Origin of the sequence: Modestobacter sp. L9-4 (assembly GCF_019112525.1) — a bacterium.
In the GTDB taxonomy this organism is placed as follows: domain Bacteria; phylum Actinomycetota; class Actinomycetes; order Mycobacteriales; family Geodermatophilaceae; genus Modestobacter.
In genome coordinates, this window is record NZ_CP077800.1 from 2,495,955 (window position 1) to 2,514,751 (window position 18,797).

Annotated in this window: 18 protein-coding genes; 8 read left to right on the forward strand and 10 right to left on the reverse strand. The window is 74.7% G+C overall.

Features of this window, described 5'->3' with window-relative positions:
• Positions 1 to 14: 14 nt before the first annotated feature.
• Positions 15 to 401 carry a cupin domain-containing protein gene (locus KUM42_RS11770; RefSeq protein WP_237492477.1) on the reverse strand — a complete coding sequence of 129 codons (387 nt, stop codon included), beginning with the start codon at positions 399 to 401 and terminating at the stop codon, positions 15 to 17.
• 192 nt (positions 402 to 593) lie between these two features.
• Between KUM42_RS11770 and serS the strand changes: the two genes are divergently transcribed.
• The 5 genes from serS (at position 594) to KUM42_RS11795 (ending at position 8,330) form a co-directional block, all read left to right on the forward strand.
• On the forward strand, positions 594 to 1,898 hold the full coding sequence (gene serS, locus KUM42_RS11775) for a serine--tRNA ligase (RefSeq protein WP_237492479.1): 1,305 nt from the start codon (positions 594 to 596) through the stop codon (positions 1,896 to 1,898).
• Positions 1,895 to 2,893 (forward strand): HAD family hydrolase, encoded by a 999-nt coding sequence (locus tag KUM42_RS11780; protein ID WP_237492481.1) that lies wholly within the window; start codon positions 1,895 to 1,897, stop codon positions 2,891 to 2,893. Before serS ends, KUM42_RS11780 begins: the two co-directional genes overlap by 4 nt.
• A complete protein-coding gene (locus KUM42_RS11785; RefSeq protein WP_237492482.1) occupies positions 2,886 to 3,695 on the forward strand; it encodes an HAD family hydrolase in 810 nt (269 codons plus the stop codon). The genes KUM42_RS11780 and KUM42_RS11785 overlap by 8 nt, the downstream gene beginning before the upstream one ends.
• Positions 3,696 to 3,970: 275 nt before the next feature.
• The gene (locus tag KUM42_RS11790; protein WP_237492484.1) at positions 3,971 to 6,790 is read left to right on the forward strand and encodes a PAS domain-containing methyl-accepting chemotaxis protein; all 2,820 of its coding nucleotides are present in this window, start codon (positions 3,971 to 3,973) and stop codon (positions 6,788 to 6,790) included.
• Positions 6,791 to 6,794: 4 nt separating this feature from the next.
• The gene (locus tag KUM42_RS11795; protein WP_237492486.1) at positions 6,795 to 8,330 is read left to right on the forward strand and encodes a chemotaxis protein CheW; all 1,536 of its coding nucleotides are present in this window, start codon (positions 6,795 to 6,797) and stop codon (positions 8,328 to 8,330) included.
• 41 nt (positions 8,331 to 8,371) lie between these two features.
• On the opposite strand, the gene KUM42_RS11800 is transcribed toward KUM42_RS11795, so the two are convergent.
• Complete coding sequence (locus KUM42_RS11800) at positions 8,372 to 8,908, reverse strand: bacterial proteasome activator family protein (protein WP_237492488.1); 537 nt, start codon at positions 8,906 to 8,908, stop codon at positions 8,372 to 8,374.
• A gap of 76 nt (positions 8,909 to 8,984) precedes the next feature.
• Between KUM42_RS11800 and KUM42_RS11805 the strand changes: the two genes are divergently transcribed.
• Positions 8,985 to 10,202: a cysteine desulfurase-like protein gene (locus tag KUM42_RS11805; protein WP_237492490.1), complete on the forward strand. Its 1,218-nt coding sequence runs from the start codon at positions 8,985 to 8,987 to the stop codon at positions 10,200 to 10,202.
• A 73-nt stretch (positions 10,203 to 10,275) separates the two neighbouring features.
• Here KUM42_RS11805 and KUM42_RS11810 read toward each other — a convergent pair whose 3' ends face one another.
• Together KUM42_RS11810 and folP are read right to left on the reverse strand one after the other, a co-directional pair.
• Positions 10,276 to 11,265: an NAD(P)H-quinone oxidoreductase gene (locus KUM42_RS11810; RefSeq protein WP_237492492.1), complete on the reverse strand. Its 990-nt coding sequence runs from the start codon at positions 11,263 to 11,265 to the stop codon at positions 10,276 to 10,278.
• Between the two features lie 246 nt (positions 11,266 to 11,511).
• Positions 11,512 to 12,393, reverse strand: coding sequence for a dihydropteroate synthase (folP, locus tag KUM42_RS11815; RefSeq protein ID WP_237492494.1), 882 nt, complete (start codon positions 12,391 to 12,393; stop codon positions 11,512 to 11,514).
• An 11-nt stretch (positions 12,394 to 12,404) separates the two neighbouring features.
• On the opposite strand from folP, the gene KUM42_RS11820 reads away from it, so the two are divergent.
• Positions 12,405 to 12,953: a DinB family protein gene (locus KUM42_RS11820; RefSeq protein ID WP_237492496.1), complete on the forward strand. Its 549-nt coding sequence runs from the start codon at positions 12,405 to 12,407 to the stop codon at positions 12,951 to 12,953.
• Between the two features lie 60 nt (positions 12,954 to 13,013).
• On the opposite strand, the gene KUM42_RS11825 is transcribed toward KUM42_RS11820, so the two are convergent.
• The 5 genes from KUM42_RS11825 to KUM42_RS11845 all read right to left on the reverse strand — a co-directional run bounded on the left by KUM42_RS11825 (position 13,014) and on the right by KUM42_RS11845 (position 17,301).
• Positions 13,014 to 13,937 (reverse strand): SDR family NAD(P)-dependent oxidoreductase, encoded by a 924-nt coding sequence (locus tag KUM42_RS11825; protein WP_237492498.1) that lies wholly within the window; start codon positions 13,935 to 13,937, stop codon positions 13,014 to 13,016.
• 116 nt (positions 13,938 to 14,053) lie between these two features.
• Positions 14,054 to 14,638 carry a TetR family transcriptional regulator gene (locus KUM42_RS11830; RefSeq protein WP_237492499.1) on the reverse strand — a complete coding sequence of 195 codons (585 nt, stop codon included), beginning with the start codon at positions 14,636 to 14,638 and terminating at the stop codon, positions 14,054 to 14,056.
• Positions 14,639 to 14,691: 53 nt separating this feature from the next.
• Entirely contained in the window at positions 14,692 to 15,729 is a 1,038-nt protein-coding gene (locus tag KUM42_RS11835) for an LLM class flavin-dependent oxidoreductase (protein ID WP_237492501.1), read from the reverse strand.
• A 177-nt stretch (positions 15,730 to 15,906) separates the two neighbouring features.
• The gene (locus KUM42_RS11840) at positions 15,907 to 16,860 is read right to left on the reverse strand and encodes an acetamidase/formamidase family protein (RefSeq protein ID WP_237492503.1); all 954 of its coding nucleotides are present in this window, start codon (positions 16,858 to 16,860) and stop codon (positions 15,907 to 15,909) included.
• 153 nt (positions 16,861 to 17,013) lie between these two features.
• The gene (locus KUM42_RS11845; protein ID WP_237492505.1) at positions 17,014 to 17,301 is read right to left on the reverse strand and encodes an HU family DNA-binding protein; all 288 of its coding nucleotides are present in this window, start codon (positions 17,299 to 17,301) and stop codon (positions 17,014 to 17,016) included.
• Between the two features lie 345 nt (positions 17,302 to 17,646).
• Here KUM42_RS11845 and KUM42_RS11850 point away from each other — a divergent pair, with 345 nt between their 5' ends.
• Entirely contained in the window at positions 17,647 to 18,570 is a 924-nt protein-coding gene (locus tag KUM42_RS11850) for an aldo/keto reductase (RefSeq protein ID WP_237492508.1), read from the forward strand.
• A 50-nt stretch (positions 18,571 to 18,620) separates the two neighbouring features.
• Here the strand turns inward: KUM42_RS11850 and KUM42_RS11855 are convergent, their stop codons facing one another.
• Complete coding sequence (locus KUM42_RS11855) at positions 18,621 to 18,794, reverse strand: DUF1059 domain-containing protein (protein ID WP_237492510.1); 174 nt, start codon at positions 18,792 to 18,794, stop codon at positions 18,621 to 18,623.
• Between the last annotated feature and the right edge of the window lie 3 nt (positions 18,795 to 18,797).

An 18,797-nucleotide genomic window follows, 5' to 3' on the forward strand; every position in this document is an offset into this window, starting at 1 on the left:
CGGCTGCCGGTCGGTCAGGTCGCGACGTGCTCGGGGTGGAAGTGGATGTCGAACGGCTTGTTGGTGATGAACAGGAAGACCACGTCGGCATCGTCGGTGGCGCCGTGCTCCATGACCCCGCCCTCGGGGAACCACACGAAGCTGCCAGCGCCGAAGGTGCCCTGGTGGGTGCGGAGCCGGCCTTCCAGCACGTAGACCCCGTGCGCGCACGGGTGGCTGTGCCACGGGTTGGTGAAGCCGGCCCGGTAGGTCATCTTCAGCACGGACATGCCGGTGTCCGGGTCGTCGACCAGCGGGATGACGGGCAGCTCCACCCCCAGTTCCGGGACCGGGAAGGCACCCCACTCCGTGGTCGTGGTGTCGACGACGGTCAGGTCCACGGGCTGGGCGGTGCTGGTCATCCGGTCCTCCACGGGGGCGGGGCGCCCCGGGTGCGGCGCCTCGGCGGCGATCATCGGCGCCCGGCGTTCCGACGCGGTGACGACCGGAGCGCAGTCACGTTCCGGGGAGCGCACGCCGCCGCCGGCCGGGACGGGAGTCCGTGCCCCGGCGCTGCGCCGGGAGCGCCGCGGTCGGCCACCTACGATCAGCGTGTGATCGACCTGCGCCTCGTCCGCGAGAACCCCGACCTCGTCCGCGCCTCCCAGCGTGCCCGGGGGGCAGACGAGTCCCTGGTCGACGCCCTGCTGGCTGCCGACGCCGACCGTCGCACCGCGGTCAAGGCCGCCGACGAGCTGCGCGGGGAGCAGAAGGCCGCCTCCCTCGCCGTCCGCAGCGCCTCCAGGGAGGAGCGCCCGGCTGTCCTGGAGAAGGCCAAGGCGCTGGCCGCCGCGGTGAAGGAGGCCGAGGAGGCCGAGCGCGCCGCCGACGACGTGCTGCGTCAGGCGCACCTGCGCATCCCCAACGTCGTCCACCCCGACGTGCCGCCGGGCGGCGAGGACGACGCCGTCACGCTGCGCACCGTCGGCGAGGTGCCCACCTACGACTTCGAGGTGCGCGACCACCTGCAGATCGGTGAGGCCCTCGGCGCCATCGACATGGAGCGCGGCGCGAAGGTCTCCGGCGCCCGCTTCTACTTCCTCACCGGCCCCGGCGCGCTGCTCGAGTTCGCCCTCGCCCAGCTGGCGATCACCCGCGCGGTGGCCGCCGGCTTCATCCCGGTGATCGCCCCGGCGCTGGTCAAGCCCGAGGCCATGGAGGGCACCGGCTTCACCGGCGAGCACGACGAGGAGATCTACCGCGTCGAGCGCGACGACCTCTACCTCGTCGGCACCTCCGAGGTGGCGCTGGCCGGGATGCACAGCAAGGAGGTGCTCGACCTCTCCGCCGGGCCCCGCCGCTATGCCGGCTGGTCCTCCTGCTTCCGCCGCGAGGCCGGGTCCTACGGCAAGGACACCCGCGGCATCATCCGCGTGCACTGGTTCGACAAGGTCGAGATGTTCAGCTTCTGCCCGCCCGAGGAGGCCGAGGCCGAGCACCGCCGGCTGCTGCAGTGGGAGGAGGAGTTCCTCCAGCTCCTCGAGCTGCCCTACCGGGTCGTCGACATCGCTGCCGGTGACCTGGGCACCAGTGCCGCGCGCAAGTTCGACATCGAGGCGTGGTTCCCCAGCCAGGGCGCCTACCGCGAGCTCACCAGCACCTCGGACTGCACCACGTTCCAGTCCCGCCGGCTCGCGATCCGCTCCCGCGACGCCGACGGGAAGCCGCAGCCACTGGCCACCCTCAACGGCACGCTGTGCGCGATCGCACGCACCATCGCCTGCCTGCTCGAGGTGCACCAGCAGGCCGACGGCTCGGTGCACGTCCCGGCCGCGCTGCGCCCCTGGCTGGGCGGGCACGCCGTGCTCACCCCCGGCATGTCGCTGGCCGCGGTGGCCGGGCCGGGCCTGCCCGCATGAGCAGCCCTCAGCCCGACGCCGTCGCCCCGGTGCTGGGCGTCCCGACCGGCGCCGGCCTGACGGCGCCGTCGGGGGTCGCCCTGGCCCGCGACGTCGTCGACCTGGGCGACCTCGGGGCCCGGCTGGGCGGCTGGCGGCCCCGGGTCGTGGTCAGCGACATGGACGGGACCCTGCTGGACGGCGCCGGCGTGGTGAGCCCGCGCACGCACGCCGCCGTCGCCGCCTGCCGGGCCGCCGGGCTGCCGGTGGTCGGGGCGACCGGCCGCGGCCCGCGACTGCTGGACAGCGTCCGGGAGGCGCTCGCCGGAGAGGGCCTCGCCGTCCTGGCCCAGGGCGGGTACGTCGTCCGGTTCGGCACCGGTGGGGCGCCCGACGAGGTGCTGCGCACGGTGGGCATGCCCCGGGACGTCGCCACCGGGGTCATCGCCGCGATCGAGGAGGTCACCGGCGAGCTGGTCGTGGCCGTCGAGGACGCCGCCGAGCAGGTCGAGGCGCTGCGCCCGCTGCGGGTCCAGCACGGCTTCGACTGGCCCTACCCGGAGCCGGCCCAGCTGCTGCCCCGGGACGAGGTCTTCCCGGTCGGGGCCGTGCTCAAGGTGTTCCTGCGCTCGCCCCGGCTGGCGGAGGACGAGCTGGTCGCCCTGGCCCGAACCGTGGTCGACCCGCAGGTCGCCGAGCTGACCCACGCCGGGCTGGGGTTCATCGAGGTGCTGCCGCCGGGGGTCACGAAGGCCACCGGCCTCGCCGTCGTCCTGGCCGACCTGGGCCTGGAGCTGTCCGACGTGCTGGTCTTCGGCGACATGCCCAACGACCTGCCGATGATCGAGGCGGTCACCGCCGCCGGCGGGCGGTCGGTCGCCATGGCCAACGCGCACCCCGCCGTGCGCGCCGCGGCCGACGACCGCACCAGCGGTCACGACGCCGACGGGGTCGCCCGCTACCTCGAGGCCCTCCTCGCGCTCGACGACAGCGCACTGGGGGTGCACCGTGGCTGACTGGCGCCCCTCGCTGATCGCCAGCGACATCGACGGCACCCTGCTGGGCCGCGACGAGGTCATCAGCGACCACACCCTGGCCGAGCTGGGCCGCTGGGCCGACGCCGGTGTGCCGCTGGTGCTCGCCACCGGCCGGCCGCCGCGGTGGATGCACGGCATCCGCGAGCAGCTGGGCAGCGGCCTCGCGATCTGCTGCAACGGCGCGGTGCTGCTGGACCTCGACCCGTTCACCGTGCTGGAGGAGCACCCGGTCACCACCGAGGTGCTCCGGGCGGTCACCGGTGAGCTGCGCCGCCGCGAGCCGGGCACCTGGTTCGCCGTCGAGTACGGCGACCAGTTCCGGCACGAGCCGGTGTACCAGCCGCGCTGGGACGTCGACGCCCCCGGCGTCTCGGTCGCCACGCTGGAGGAGATGGTCGCCCAGCCGGTGGCCAAGCTGCTCGCCCGTCACGAGCACGTCCCGCGCGAGGTGTTCGTCGAGCTGGTCGCCGAGGTGGTCGCCGACACCGCCACCGTCACCAACTCCTCCACCGACGCGCTGGCCGAGATCTCCGCACGGGGGGTCACCAAGGCCACCGGGCTGGCCCGGGTCGCCGCCGAGCGCGGGCTGGGCCCGGCCGACGTCGTCTACTTCGGCGACATGCCCAACGACCTGGCCGCCTTCGACTGGGTGCGGGAGGGCGGCGGCCGGGCCGTGGCCATGGCCAACGCCCACCCGGACGTGCTCGCCGCGGCCACCGACGTGACCGACGCGCACACCGCCGACGGGGTCGCGGCCTTCCTGGCGTCGTTGCCGCGCTGAGACCGGGGGACGACCCCGTCCGGCCGGGCACCTCACCCGGACGGCCGCCGGGTCGGCGCGGGTCGACCAGCGGTCGCCGGCCCCCGGCGCTCGCGTCCGCGCCGTCCCGGGTGAGCGACGACCTGCGTCCGCACCCACCCGGGCCCCGTCCGGTTGTGGGCGACCGGACTGGCCGGTACCGGTCATCCGGGCGGTGACACTGCCGATGAGGAGGGGGACACCGGTCGGCGACGCGGCCGGACCCCGACACCCCTGTGCCAGCCCGGAGGCTCCTCGTGCCCGATCGACCCGTCCCGGCCCGTACGTCGGCCGCAGTGCCCGACGACGTCGAACTGCGCCGGATCGCGGTCGCCATGCGGGACTCGTCCGCGATGGTCGAGCTCGCGCTGGACGGGACCGTGCTGACGGCGAACCAGCACTACCTCGACGTCATGGGGTACACGGCCGCCGAGCTGATCGGCCAGCACCACCGGATGGTCTGCGACCCCGTGCACGCCGCGTCCCCCGAGTACACCGCGTTCTGGGAACGGATGGCCGCCGGCGAGGTCGACGCGGGCGTGGTGGTCAAGCGGCGGGGCAAGGGCGGTCGCGAGGTGTGGCTGCGCGGCTCCTACATCCCGATGCCCGACGCCTCGGGCCGGCCGGTGAAGGTCGTCGTGCTGGCCACCGACATCACCGAGGGCAAGGTGGCCGCGCTCGAGCGGCAGAGCCAGGCCGTGGCCCTCGACCGGTCGCAGGCCGTCATCGAGTTCGCCCCCGACGGCACCGTGCTCACCGCCAACAGGAACTTCCTCGACGCGATGGGCTACACGCTCCCGGAGGTGCGCGGCAAGCACCACCGCATGTTCGTCGAGCCCGCGGTCGCCGCCAGCGCCGAGTACGCCGAGTTCTGGCAGCGGCTGGGGACCGGCCAGTTCGAGGGCGGGATCTACAAGCGGCTGGCCAAGGGCGGCCGCGAGGTGTGGCTGCAGGCCACCTACAACCCGATCCTGGACGACGACGGCCACCCGGTGAAGGTGGTCAAGTTCGCCAGCGACATCACCGTCGCGCGCCTGGCCGACGCCGAGTCCCGCGGCAAGGTCGCCGCCATCGACCGGGCCCAGGCGGTCATCGAGTTCAAGATCGACGGCACGGTGCTCGGCGCGAACGCCAACTTCCTCGAGACCATGGGCTACGCCCTGCACGAGATCGTGGGCAAGCACCACCGGGTCTTCTGCGAGCCGGCCCTGGCCGCCAGCGCCGAGTACGAGGAGTTCTGGGCGCGGCTGGCCAGCGGCGCGTACGAGTCCGGCGAGTTCAAGCGGCTGGCCAAGGACGGCCGCGAGGTGTGGCTGCAGGCCACCTACAACCCGATCCTCGACGACACCGGCAAGCCGATCAAGATCGTCAAGTTCGCCAGCGACATCACCGACGCCAAGTTCGCCGGTGCCGAGGCCCGGGGCAAGGTGGCCGCGATCGAGCGCGCCCAGGCGGTCATCGAGTTCGACCTCAGCGGCCGCGTCCTCACCGCCAACCAGAACTTCGTCGACACCATGGGCTACCCGCTCAACGAGATCCGCGGCAAGCACCACCGGATGTTCTGCGAGCCCGCCTACGCCGCCTCCGACGAGTACGCGGAGTTCTGGGCCCGCCTCGGCCAGGGCCACTACGAGGCCGGTGAGTACAAGCGGCGCGACAAGGACGGGCGCGAGGTGTGGCTGCAGGCCACCTACAACCCCATCCTCGACGACTCCGGCCGCGTCGTGAAGGTGGTCAAGTTCGCCTCCGACATCACCCGGGCCAAGCGGCAGAACGCCGAGTTCACCGGCAAGGTGACCGCGATCGAGCGCGCCCAGGCCGTGATCGAGTTCGACCTCGACGGCACGATCCTCACCGCGAACCAGAACTTCCTCGACGCGCTGGGCTACACGCTGTCGGAGGTGCAGGGCAAGCACCACCGGGTCTTCTGCGACCCGGTGTACGCCGGCAGCCAGGAGTACCGGGACTTCTGGGAGAAGCTGGGCAGCGGCGACTTCCACACCGGTGAGTACCGGCGCATCCACAAGAGCGGCCGCGACGTGTGGATCCAGGCCACCTACAACCCGATCCTCGACGACGCCGGCCGGCCCTTCAAGGTGGTCAAGTTCGCCAGCGACGTCACCACGGCCAAGCTGCGCAGCGCCGAGATCGAGGCGCGGGTCAACGCCGTCGACCGGGCCCAGGCGGTCATCGAGTTCGACCTCGAGGGCAACGTCCTCGCCGCCAACGACAACTTCCTGCGGACCATGGGCTACTCGCGCCGCGAGGTGGTCGGCCACCACCACAGCGAGTTCTGCGACGACGCCTACATCCGCTCACCGGAGTACCGGGACTTCTGGATCCGGCTCGGCGCGGGCGAGGTGCTGGCCGGGCGGTTCCACCGCAAGGGCAAGTACGGCCGCGACGTGCACATCCAGGCCACCTACAACCCGATCCTCGACCTGACCGGGAACCCGTTCAAGGTGGTCAAGTTCGCCTACGACGTCACCGCCGACGTCGAGCGGGAGCGCCGGATCGCGCTGGGCACCAAGGACATGACCGCCTCGGTGCGGCACCTGTCGGCGTCCATCGAGGACATCGCCCGCAGCTCCCAGACCGCGACCGGGCTGGCCGCCGAGACCCAGGACAACGCGCGGCAGGGCGTGGAGGCGCTGCGTGCCTCGCTCGAGGCCATCGCGCTGATCCAGAAGTCGTCGAACTCGATCACCGAGATCGTCCGGGTCATGGGCGAGATCGCCAACCAGACCAACCTGCTGGCCTTCAACGCCTCGATCGAGGCGGCCCGGGCCGGTGAGCACGGGGTGGGCTTCTCCATCGTCGCCGGCGAGGTGCGCAAGCTCGCCGAACGCTCCTTCACCGCCTCCCAGCAGATCGGGAAGCTCATCGAGGAGTCCGCCGACCGGGTCGCGCAGGGCTCCGAGGTGTCCAAGCGGGCCGAGAACGCCTTCGAGCGGATCGTCAGCAGCGTCACCCGCACCAACGACACGATCCTGTCGATCTCGGAGTCCACGCAGCTGCAGCAGGCCGCCTCCCGCGAGGTCGACGAGCTCATCGCCCAGCTCGCCTCCGCGGACTGACGCGGTGACCACCTCGCTGGAGGACCTGCGCGCCGCGTCCGTGGACGACGCCGGCGGGGACGTCGTCCACGGCCTGCTGCGGCTGGCCGGGATGGACGTCGCCCTGCCGCTGTCGGCGCTGCGGGAGGTCGTGCCGTGCCCGGCCGAGCTGGCCGGGCTGCCCGCGGTGGCGCCGGGGCTGCTCGGGGCGATCGAGCTGCGCCGGCTGGTCCTCCCCGTCCTCGACCTGCAGGCGGTCACCGGCCGCGGCCAGGAACGGCGCCCGGACCAGGTCGTCGTCGTGGTCGCCTCGGGCGACCGGGTCCTCGGGCTGCTGGCCGACCAGGTGCAGGGCATCTGCCCGGTCGCCGCCGACAGCCTGGTCGCCGCACACGCGCACGGCGGCGGGCTGCTGTTCTCCCACACCTTCCGCCACCCCGACACCGGGCGGGCCTACAGCGTGCTGGACGCCGCCGCGGTCCTGGCCCTGCCCGGCGTGCCCACGGTCAGCGACGTGACCCGGGCGCCCGCCGCGGTGCGGGACGGCGGCCCGGCCGCCGGCCGGCGCACCCTCACGGTGCTGCGGTGCGGGGAGTACCGGCTGGCGATCGACGCCGAGCACGTGCACACCACGATCCCCACACCGGACCTGCGCTCCTCGGTGCTGACCAGCCGGATGTGCCCGGGCACGGTCGAGTACGACGACCGGGAGGTGCCGGTCGTGGACCCGCTGGTCCTGCTCGGGCTGGGGGAGCTCGCCCGCGCCGACACCGGCGCGGGGCTGGTGCTCGACCTCGGGCACGGCTACGTGGTGCTGGCGCTCAGCGAGCTGCTCGAGCTGGCCCACGTCGGCCCCGGGGACGTGCTGCCCACGCCGTCCTTCGCGCTGCCCCGGCCGGACCTGCTGGGCGGGATGGTGCAGGTCGAGGGGTTCGGTGACTGCCTGGTGCTGGACGGGGAGATGCTGCTGGCCGACCCGCAGCTGTCCGGCTTCGCGTCGGTGAACACCGCCCTGGCGTCCAGCAGCACCGGCGACGAGCCGACGACGTCCGCGGCGACCGCCGCCGCCAGCGGCGCGCCGGCGTACCTGACCTACTCGATCGGGCTGGACGTCGCCACGCCGCTCGAGCAGGTCAGCGAGATCCTGCCGTTCCCCGGGACGCTCACCCGGACGTCGGTCCACGGGCTGCTCGGGCTGGTGACGCACCGCCGCTCGGTGGTGCCGGTGCTGTGCCTGGCCACGCTGATCGGTCTGCCGAGCCGCACGCTGACGGCGGAGACCTGTCTGCTGCTGGTGGACGTCGACGGTGAGCAGGTCGCCTTCTCCGTGGACGCGCTGCGCAGCATCGAACCGCTGACCTGGACCGACCCCGACCAGGTCCGCGACCGCGGGGCCGACCAGCTCGAGCGGGTGCTGCAGACCTCGCCGCTGGTGCAGGTGGGCGGGGAGACCCGGCTGCTGCCCGGGCTGGACCTGCAGCGGGTGGCCCGCGCCGTCCGGGGGCCGGTCGTCGTCCCGGTCCCGCTCTCGCCGGTCACGGCGGAGCTGGTCGCCGGCTGACCACCGGCCGGGGGCCGAGCCCCGGCCGGTGGTCAGGACGACTACAGGTACTGGCCGCCGCCCGGGCGGGTCTCAGCGCCGGTGGGGCCGCCGGGCAGCGCCTTGCGCCGCATCTCCTCCAGCTGCGCGCGGGCGGCCATCTGCTGGGCGAACAGCGCGGTCTGGATCCCGTGGAAGACCCCCTCCAGCCAGCCGACCAGCTGGGCCTGGGCGATCCGCAGCTCGGCGTCCGAGGGCGTCTCGTCCTCGTTGAACGGCAGCGCGATCCGCTCCAGCTCCTCGCGCAGCTCCGGCGCCAGGCCCTGCTCGAGCTCGCGGATCGAGGAGGCGTGGATGTCGCGCAGCCGGTTGCGGCTGGCGTCGTCCAGGGGCGCGGCGCGCACCTCCTCCAGCAGCTGCTTGATCATCGTGCCGATCCGCATGACCTTCGCCGGCTGCTCGACCAGGTCGCCGATGCCGCCGGTGCCGTCGCCGTCGTGGTCGTCGTAGGACATCTGCGACTCCCCGACGGGCTGGCCGTCCGGGCCCACGACCAGGACCTGCTGCGCGCGGGGGTCACCGCTGCCGGGTGCTGTCATGCCCCCATCCTGCCCCGCGCCGCGACGGACACGCCGAGGCGCCCGGAGCGGCCCCCGGCCGAACTACGCTCCCGGCATGGCGTCGGGGGAGGGCCTGCTGGACGTGGCCCGGGTCCGGGGGCTGTTCCCAGGGCTGTCCGACGGCCTGGTGCACGCCGACGGGCCCGGTGGCTCGCTGGTGCCCGAGAGCGTGGTGCGGGCGGTCTCGCAGGCGATGCGGGTGCCGATCGCCGACCGCGGCGGGGTGTTCGCCCCCTCCGCGCGGGCCGAACAGCTGGTCGCCGGTGCCCGTACGGCGATCGCCGACCTCGTCGGGGGGCTGCCGGCCGGCGTCGTCCTGGGACCCAGCATGACGTCGCTGACCTACGGCATGGCGCGCGCGCTGGCCAAGCACTGGCGCCGCGGCGACGAGCTGGTGGTCAGCCGGCTCGACCACGACGCCAACGTGCGGCCGTGGCTGCAGATCGCCGCGGAGTTCGACCTGGTCGTCAAGTGGGCCGAGGTGGACATCGAGACCGGCGAGCTGCCCGACTGGCAGTACGACGAGCTGCTCACCAGCCGCACCCGGCTGGTCGCCGTCACCGCGGCCAGCAACGCCATCGGCACCTGCCCCGACGTCGCCGCGATCTCCGCCCGCGCCCGCCACGTCGGTGCGCTGGTGTTCGTCGACGGGGCGCACGCCGCGCCGCACGCGCTGCTCGACGTCGACGTCCTGGGCGCGGACTTCCTGGCGCTGTCGGCCTACAAGTGGGGCGGTCCGCACGTGGGGGCGGTGGTCGCCCACCCCGGCCTGCTGGAGGAGCTGCGGCCGGACAAGCTGGTGCCCGCCCCCGACCGGGTGCCCGACCGGTTCGAGCTGGGCGCGCCGCCCTACGAGCTCTACGCCGGGGTCGCCGCCTCCGTCGACCACCTGGCGGCCCTGTGTCCGGAGGCCGACGGCACCCGGGCGGAGCGGCTGGCCACCGCGATGACCGCGGTGAGCGCCTACGAGAGCGCGCTGTTCGCCCGGCTGGACCGCGGGCTGCGCTCGATGGCGCACGTGCAGGTGCTGGGGGAGCCCCGGTACGCCACGCCGACCCTGTCGTTCACCGTGTCGCGGACCCGCCCGCGCACGGTCGCCCGGGAGCTCGCCCGCCGCGGGGTCTGCGCCTGGGACGGCGACTTCTACTGCCGCGAGCTCTTCGACGCGATCGGGGTCAACGAGTCCGGCGGCGCGGTGCGGCTGGGCCTGATGCACTACAACACCGCCGAGGAGGTCGAGCACCTGCTCGACTGCGTCTCCGCCCTGCGCTGATGGTCGAAGGACCTGATCGCCCCCCACGACTCGCGAGCTCGCCGCGGGACCCTGCGACCAGGCCGGCACCCGACTAGCCGTTGACCAGCAGGACCTTGCCGACGTGGGTGCTGGACTCCAGCAGGGCGTGCGCCTCGCCGGCGCGGGACATCGGCAGCCGGCGGTCGATGATCGGCCGGACCACGCCGCGCTCGACGTCGGGCCACACCTCCCGGCGCACCGCGGCCACGACCTCCGCCTTGCTCCCGGGGCCGGTCGCCGGGCGGCCGCGCAGGGTGGTCGCGGCCACCGACGCGCGCTTGCGCATCAGCACGCCGAGGTCGAGCTCGGCCCGCACGCCGCCCTGGGTGCCGATGCCCACCAGCCGGCCGCCGGTGGCCAGGACGTCGACGTTCCGCGCCAGGTAGGCCGCGCCGATGATGTCCAGGACGACGTCTGCGCCGTGCCCGCCGGTCGCCGTCCGGACCTCCTCGACGAAGTCCTGCTCGCGGTGGTCGACCAGGATCTCGGCCCCCAGCTCGCGGCAGGCGGCGAGCTTCTCCGGGCTGCCGGCGGTGACCGCGACCCGGGCGCCGGCGCGGACGCCCAGCTGGATGGCCATCGTGCCGATGCCGCTGGAGCCGCCGTGCACGAGCAGCACCTCCCCGGCGCGCAGCCCGGCCAGCATGAACACGTTCGACCACACGGTGCAGACCACCTCCGGCAGGGCCGCGGCGGTGGCCAGTTCGACCCCGGCCGGCCGGGGCAGCAGCTGACCGGCCGGGACGGCGACCCGCTCGGCGTAGCCGCCGCCGGACAGCAGCGCGCACACCTCGTCGCCGACCGCCCAGCCGGCGACGTCGGTGCCGACCTCGCTGATCACACCGCTGCACTCCAGGCCCAGGACGTCGGAGGCGCCCGCCGGTGCCGGGTACCGCCCTTGCCGCTGCAGCAGGTCGGCGCGGTTCACCGCCGCGGCGACGACGTCGACGACCACCTCGCCCGGGCCGCAGACCGGGTCGGGCACCTCACCCCAGCCGAGCACCTCGGGGCCACCGGGCTCGGAGATCGTCACTGCGCGCATGCCCCGACGCTAGGCCGCCGTCCCCGCTGCGCCCGGCCGGGGTCGGGCGGTGTAGGGGTGGTCGGTCCGGTCTACCGCGCGGAGGACCCCCACACCGCTGAGTCCGGACGGCGGTGGGCGACCGTCCCGGCCGGGGACGAGCCGCGTCGCGGTGGCGTGCGCCGCCGTCGACCGCGGCGCACCCCGCGACGGCGCGGCGCACCTCGCGACAGCGCGTCGCACCCTGCCGGGCCTGCGCCCGTGAGGTCAGGCCAGGCCGCGGGTGGTGCGCAGCGGGGGCCGGTCGCCGCGGATCGAGGCCACCATGTCCAGCGTCTGCCGGGTCGCGGCGACGTCGTGGGCGCGGAACACCCGGGCGCCGAGCCAGGCGCTCACCGCGGTCGCCGCCAGCGTGCCGGTGAGCCGGCCCTCGACGGGGACGTCGAGGGTCTCGCCGACGAAGTCCTTGTTCGACAGCGCGACCAGCACCGGCCAGCCGGTCGCGACCAGCTCGTCGAGCCGGCGGGTGGCCTCCAGCGAGTGCCGGGTGTTCTTGCCGAAGTCGTGCCCGGGGTCGATCAGCACCCGCTCGGGGTCCACGCCCGCGGCGACCGCGGCCTCGGCCAGCGCCGTCGTCCGGCGGACGACGTCGGCCACGACGTCGTCGTAGGTGACCCGGTGCGGCCGGGTGCGCGGGGGCAGCCCGCCGGCGTGGGTGCACACGATCCCGGCGCCGGCCTCCGCGGCGACGACGGCCAGCTGCGGGTCGACCCCGCCCCACGCGTCGTTGACGACGTCGGCGCCGGCGGCCAGCGCCTCGCGGGCCACCTCGGCTCGGTAGGTGTCGATCGAGATCGGCAGCGCCGGGTGCGCGGCCCGGACGGCGGCGACCAGGTCGACGGTGCGGCGGATCTCCTCGGCCGCGTCGACGTCCGCCCCGGGTGCGGCCTTGACCCCGCCGATGTCGACCATGTCCGCCCCCTCGGCCACCACCTGGTCGACCCGGGCCAGGGCGGCGTCGAGGGCGTAGGTGGCGCCGCGGTCGTAGAAGGAGTCGGGCGTGCGGTTGACGATCGCCATGACCACCAGCCCGCCGTCGGGGACGTCGAGGGAGCCGATGCGCAGCACGACGTCACCCAACCACGCCATGATCTGCCCCCATGACCGAGATCCCGCCTGCGCCCGACCGCGTCGACCCGCCCTACCGCGACGGCGAGCGGGCCGCGGTGGAGGCCTGGCTGGACTACCACCGGGCCACGCTGCTGACCAAGTGCGCCGGGCTGACCCCCGAGCAGCTGGGGGAGCGGTCGGTGCCGCCGTCCGGGCTGAGCCTGCGCGGGCTGGTGCGGCACATGACCGAGGTCGAGCAGGGGTGGTTCCAGCAGGTGCTCGACGGCGCGGACGTCCCCGACCTGTACAGCTCCACCGACGACCGGGACGGCGACTTCGACGGCGTCGGCCGGGACGGCGACGAGCCCGGTACCGCGGTGGGGCCCGAGCTGGCCGCCTTCGCCGACGCCTGCGCACGCAGCCGCGAGGTCGCCGCGGGGTTCGGCTCCCTGGACGAGCTCAGCCGGGGCCGCACCAGCCGGAGCCGCGAGCAGGTGTCGGTGCGCTGGGTGTTCCTGCACATGATCGAGGAGTACGCCCGGCACAACGGCCACGCCGACCTGCTCCGCGAGCGCATCGACGGCGTGACCGGCGACTGAAGGACGCCGTCGCCGCCGGCCCCGCGCCGGCGGGGTCCTCGGGGCCCTGCGACGGGGCCGTCACCAGTCGCGGGTGGCCCGCTCGGAGTACTCCCACAGCGCGGCGGCGGCCGCGGGGTCGGTGGCGAACGGTGCCACGCCGCGGAAGGTGTCCGGGCGGCTCATGTCCCGCTCCTCGTCGACGGCAGGGGCTGCCACGGCGAGGTCCTCGAAGTAGCGGCCACCGGCGTCGGCGGCCGCCGGTGAGCCGGCCAGGAAGACCGGCGTGGCCGCGCCCTCGGCCAGCGAGCGGAGACCGGTGGTGGCGGCCAGCACCTCCGCGGGCATGTTCCGCTGCAGCCCGGTGGCGATGAAGCCGGGGTTGTAGGCGCTGACCGTGATGCCCTCGGCGGCCCAGCGGCGGTGGGCCTCGACGGCGAACAGGATGAGAGCGGTCTTGGACACCGCGTAGGCCGACCACGGCTCGTAGGGCCGCGTGGTGTCGGTGAGGGCGTCGAGGTCGACCGGCCCCAGCAGGTGCGCGTTGGAGCTGGCGAGGACGACGCGGGCGTCGCCGGCCGCCCGGAGCGCGGGGAGCAGCCGCGTGACGAGGGCGAAGTGGCCCAGGTAGTTCGTCATGAACTGGGACTCGAAGCCCTCGGGGGTACGGGTCTCCGGGGGCACCATGATCCCGGCGTTGGCGACGAGCACGTCCAGCGGGCCGGACCAGGCGGCGGCCGCGGCGGCGACGGAGCCGGGGGACATGAGGTCCAGGGCCAGCACGTGGGGCTGGACCCGGCCGGTCGAGGCGTGGATGCGGTCGGCGGTGGCGTGGCCGGCGGTGACGTCGCGGACGGCGAGGGTGACCTCGGCGCCGGCCGCGGTGAGGGCGCGGGCGATCTCCACGCCCAGGCCGGAGGAGGCGCCGGTGACGAGCGCGCGGCGGCCGGACAGGTCGACGCCGGCCAGGACGTCGGTCGAGGTCGGGAAGGGGGTGGTGGGCATCGCAGGCTCCTCGGGGTCGGTGGCGCGGTCTCCCACCAGTGAACGGACCCGGGGGTCCGTTTCCAACCCCTGCGCCGGGAGACCCGTGGGACCACGGGTACGGCAGCCGGCGGCGGTCAGGCGGTGAGGGCGCGCACGACCAGCGTCGCGGCGCGTTCCCACGTGGCGACGTCCCGGACGTCCATCGCGCGCAGCTGACGCACGGCGCCGCACAGGACCACCTCGAGGTCCGTGGTCGTCAGGTCCCCGCGCACCGACCCGGCCGCCTTGCCGTGCTCGACGAGCGTCCACAGCGCGCCGAGCAGGGCGTCGGGGACCTCGCCGCGGCTGCGCGTCGCCAGCGCGTCGGCGAGCAGGCTGTTCTGCCCCAGTGCGGAGAACAGGGTCGAGACGGCGAGGGGCAGCTCGTCGCGCGGCGGGAGGGCCCGCGCCAGGGCGGTGACCGCCTCGGTGACCGCGGCGCCCTCGCTGGCCACGACCGCATCGACCAGGTCGGCCTTGGTGGGGAAGTTCCGGTACACCGACGCCTTCCCGACGCCGGCCGCCGCCGCGACGGCCGGCATCGTCGCCTCGAGGCCGGACGTCGCGAACACGGCGACCGCCGCCGCCACGATGCGCCGGCGGTTGCGCTGCGCGTCCGCCCGGCGGGACCCGGGCGGGACGCCCGGCGGGGGAGGAGGGGTGGAACCCGGATCGGCCACGCCCGTCATCCTGGCGCCTGCGCCCGGTGGCGGGTGTGCGGGGGCCGTCGACGTCACGCCGTGGCGCCGACGGGGGCCAGCGACCCGAGGGCGTCGGCGACGAGTGCGAGGGAGCGCTGCCGGGCGGCGAGGTCGTACACGGGCGTGAGGGCGATCAGCTCGTCCGGGGCCGTGGCCGCGAGCAGCTCGGCGAGCCGGCGGCGCGCAGTGGCCGGGCTGCCCTGCACCTGCTGGCTCCTGCGCGCGGCGAGGAACTGCTCCTGCTGGTCGGTGAGCGTCGCCGCGGCCGCCTGCTGCGCGCCGGGGACGCCGGTGGGGGCCGCCCCGCTCAGCTGGCCGGCGAGGTAGACCTCGAAGGGACGGGCGAGGGCGTCCGCCTCCTCGTCGGTGTCGGCGACGACGGTGGCCACGCTCAGCATCACCCGCGGCTCCGCCAGCTCGGCGGAGGGCCGGAAGTGCTCCCGGTAGGCGGCCACCGCCTCGACGGTGCCCGCCGGGCGGATGTGGTGGGCGGTGCACAGCGGCAGGCCCAGCTCCGCGGCGAGCACGGCCCCGCCGGTGCTGGAGCCGAGCCCCCACACCTGGGGTGCGGTCGAGGGCCGGGCCGTGACCGGGACGGCGTCGGGGTCGGTCGTGCGGAAGGCGCCCAGCAGCTCCGCCACGTCGGCACGGTGGTCTGCGGGCGTCGGCTCCGGCGCTCCCCGGCGGATCAGGGCCGTCACCGCGGCGGACTGGGTGCCGGCTCCGCGCCCGACGCCCAGGTCGATCCGGCCGGGGAAGAACGCGCCCAACGTCCCGAAGTCCTCCGCGACCAGCAGCGGGACGTGGTTGGGCAGCAGCACCCCACCGGCGCCCACCCGGATCGTCGAGGTCGTCGACGCCACCGCCGCGATCACCACCGCCGGTGAGGCGCTGGCCACGCCGGGGGTGAGGTGCTCGGCCACCCAGTAGCGCCGGCAGCCCAGCTGTTCGGCGTGGCGGGCAGCCGCGACGGTCGTCGACAGCGACTCCGCCGCGGTCGTGCCCTGCTCGATCAGTGACACGTCGAGGACCGACAGCGGGACGGCGGTGGGTGCGGCGGTGGTCGTCATGGGGTGCTCCCGGAGGGCGGTGGCGGGCCCGGCCCGGCCTCGGGAGGCCGTCCCGGCGGGGTGGTCGAGCGGACCCTGGGGTCCGGATCGAGTCTGGTGACCGCACCCCCGCCCGCGGACCCGTGGGACCACCGCCCTCTCGACGCCGGCCCCCGACCTCGACGGCCGGACGAGCCGTCAGCGCACGGCGCCCCAGGGCAGGACGGCGTGGACGCCGACGACCTGGTTCACCACCTGGGTGACCCGCAGGTCGACGACCACGCTGGCCAGCGCCAGGGCGTCGGAGCGGCCGATGCCGTGCACCGCGGCCATCACGTCGAGCATCGCGTCCAGCGCGATCACCATCGCCTCGTCCAGGTCGTCGGCCACGCCCATCGTCACCCAGCCGGCCGGTGTGCGGGCCACGGGCGTGCGGACCGGTGCGCCGAACAGGTCCGGCAGCACGTCGAGGGTGAGGTCGACGGCGTCCATCGGGCACTCGATCGCCGTCCCGGCCACCTCGCCGTCGCCCTGCGCGGCGTGCCCGTCGCCGACCGACAGCAGCCCGCCGGGCACCGTCACCGGCAGGTACAGCGTGGAGCCGGCGACCAGCTCGCGGCAGTCGATGTTCCCGCCGTGCCAGTACGGCGGGATGGTGGAGTGCTGGCCCGGCTCGGCCGGCGGCACGCCCATGACGCCGAGGAAGGGACGCAGCGCGACCGAGTGCCCGGCGTGGTTGCGGCCGATGCCGGCGGTGGCGTCGAGGGTCCAGCGGTGCACCTTGGGGTCGGCGGTCACGCCCAGCCGCTCGTTGAGCGCGGTCGACCGCAGCCCCACGTAGGTGGTGCCGAACGCGCCGGGGACGACGTCGTCGATGCGGACGGCGAGCACCTGGCCCACCTCGGCGCCGGCGACCGCGACCGGGCCGGTCAGCGCGTGCCCGGCCGCCGGGTCGTGGAGGGGGTGCCGGGGGCGGGCGGCGAGGCCCTCGGTGGTGTCCGGGCCGTCGTAGGGGCCGCTGTTCCAGCCCGAGTCCAGGGTGCCGATGCGCACCGTCGTCCCGGGCTCGACGGTCAGCGCGGGCGGGAGCGAGGGGTCCCAGTGCCCGTGCAGCGTGCGCTCGTCGGGCATCAGGACGTGGCGGGGCTCCATGTCCCCATCCTGGCGGAGTGGTCCGACAGCGGTGACGGCGGCGGATCCACTCCGCCGGGGACGCACGACGCCCCCGCCCGCACGCCGACCCGGGGGTCGACGGCGGACGGGGGCGCGGTCAGTGCTGAGGCGGCCCGGACACCGGGCCCCGCGTCACTTGACGGGGACGGCGGCAGCGGCCTTCTTGAGGTTGGAGCCGGCGGTCACCTTGGCGGTGTGCGCGGCGGCGATCTCGATCGACTCGCCGGTCTGCGGGTTGCGGCCGGTACGGGCCGAACGCTGCGAGCGCTCGACGGTCAGCAGACCCGGCAGGGCGACCTTGTCGCCGCGGGTGATGGCCTCGACCAGCTCCTCCTGCAGACCGTTGATGACGGAGTCGACCGTCGCGGTGGGGACGTCGGCGCGCTTGGCGATGGCAGAGACGAGTTCGGCCTTGTTCATCGGGGTTCCTCTCGAAGTGGGTTCTCGCGGCCGGCCCCGGTGGAGCGGTCGCAGCTCGTGTCGCGCCCGGTCCGACCGGTCGCGTCCCGGCGTCCGCGCGGACGTCCGGGGTCTCCACGGTGCCTGCCGCCGTGCACCAGGTGCGCAGCGGGGGTCCCGTGGGCGGGTCTGGCCGACCCCGTCGTCGACCAGGAACGGCGGGCACGTTGCCACGTGACGGCCCGTCCTGCCAGCGCTGGGCCCGGATTTCCGCGGTTTTCTCGAACATCTGTCCCAAGGGTCACGTTCCCGGGGCCGCTCCACCCCGTCGAGCGACACCCAGGGAGCGGACATAACGTGGGCGTCATGCCTCAGCTCCCCCGGACCGACCTGACCGTCAGCGACCTCTGCCTGGGCGGCAACGTCTTCGGGTGGACCGCCGACGAGGCGACGTCCTTCGCCCTGCTCGACCGCTTCCTGGACTCCGTGCCGAGCACCCAGTCGCCGTTCGTCGACACCGCCGAGATGTACGGCAACGGGGTGTCGGAGACGATCCTCGGCGCCTGGATGGCCGAGCGCGGCGTGCGCGACCGGATGGTCGTGGCCACCAAGGCCAGCCCCGGCGAGAAGGAGCACCCGCTGTCGGCCGGGGAGATCCGGTCGGCCGCCGAGCGGTCGCTGCGCAACCTGCAGGTCGACACGATCGACCTCTACTACGCCCACTACGACGACGAGACGACGCCGCTGGAGGAGACGCTCACCGCCTTCGACGAGCTGGTGCAGGCGGGCAAGGTCCGGTACGTCGCGGCGTCCAACTACTCGGCCGAGCGGCTGACCGAGGCCCTCGACACCGCCGACCGGCTCGGGGTCACCGGCTACGTCGCGCTGCAGCCGCACTACAACCTGATGGAGCGCCCGGTCTACGAGGACGCGCTTGCCGGCGTCGTCACCGGGCGCGGGCTGGGCTCCATGCCCTACTTCGGGCTGGCCAAGGGCTTCCTGACCGGCAAGTACGCGCCGGGCGAGACGATCGACTCCCCGCGCGCCAAGGGCGCCGCGAAGTACGTGGGGGAGCGGGGCGACCGGGTGCTGGCGGCGCTGGCCGAGGTCGCCGACGCGCACTCGGTGACCGGTGCGGCGGTCGCGCTGCGCTGGCTGGCCGACCAGCCGGCCGTCACTGCACCGATCGCCAGCGGCCGCTCGGTCGAGCAGCTGGCCGACCTGCTGCCGATGCAGGACCTGGTGCTCACCGACGACGAGCGCCAGCGCCTCACCGACGCCAGCGCGTGATCCGGGTGGGCTGCCGCAGGCAGCCCACCCGGCTCACCCGGGGTCCTACGTCAGGCGTAGACGATCGCGGCGCGGACCTGCTCGACCAGCTCGGGCGGGACGGTGGTCAGCTCGTGGTCGGCCGTGGCGTGATCGGCGACCTGGGACAGCACGGCGCCGTCGTCGGGACCGGTGAACGTACGGGTGCAACCGGGGACGACGTCCCCGCAGGCAAAGCTCTTCATCGA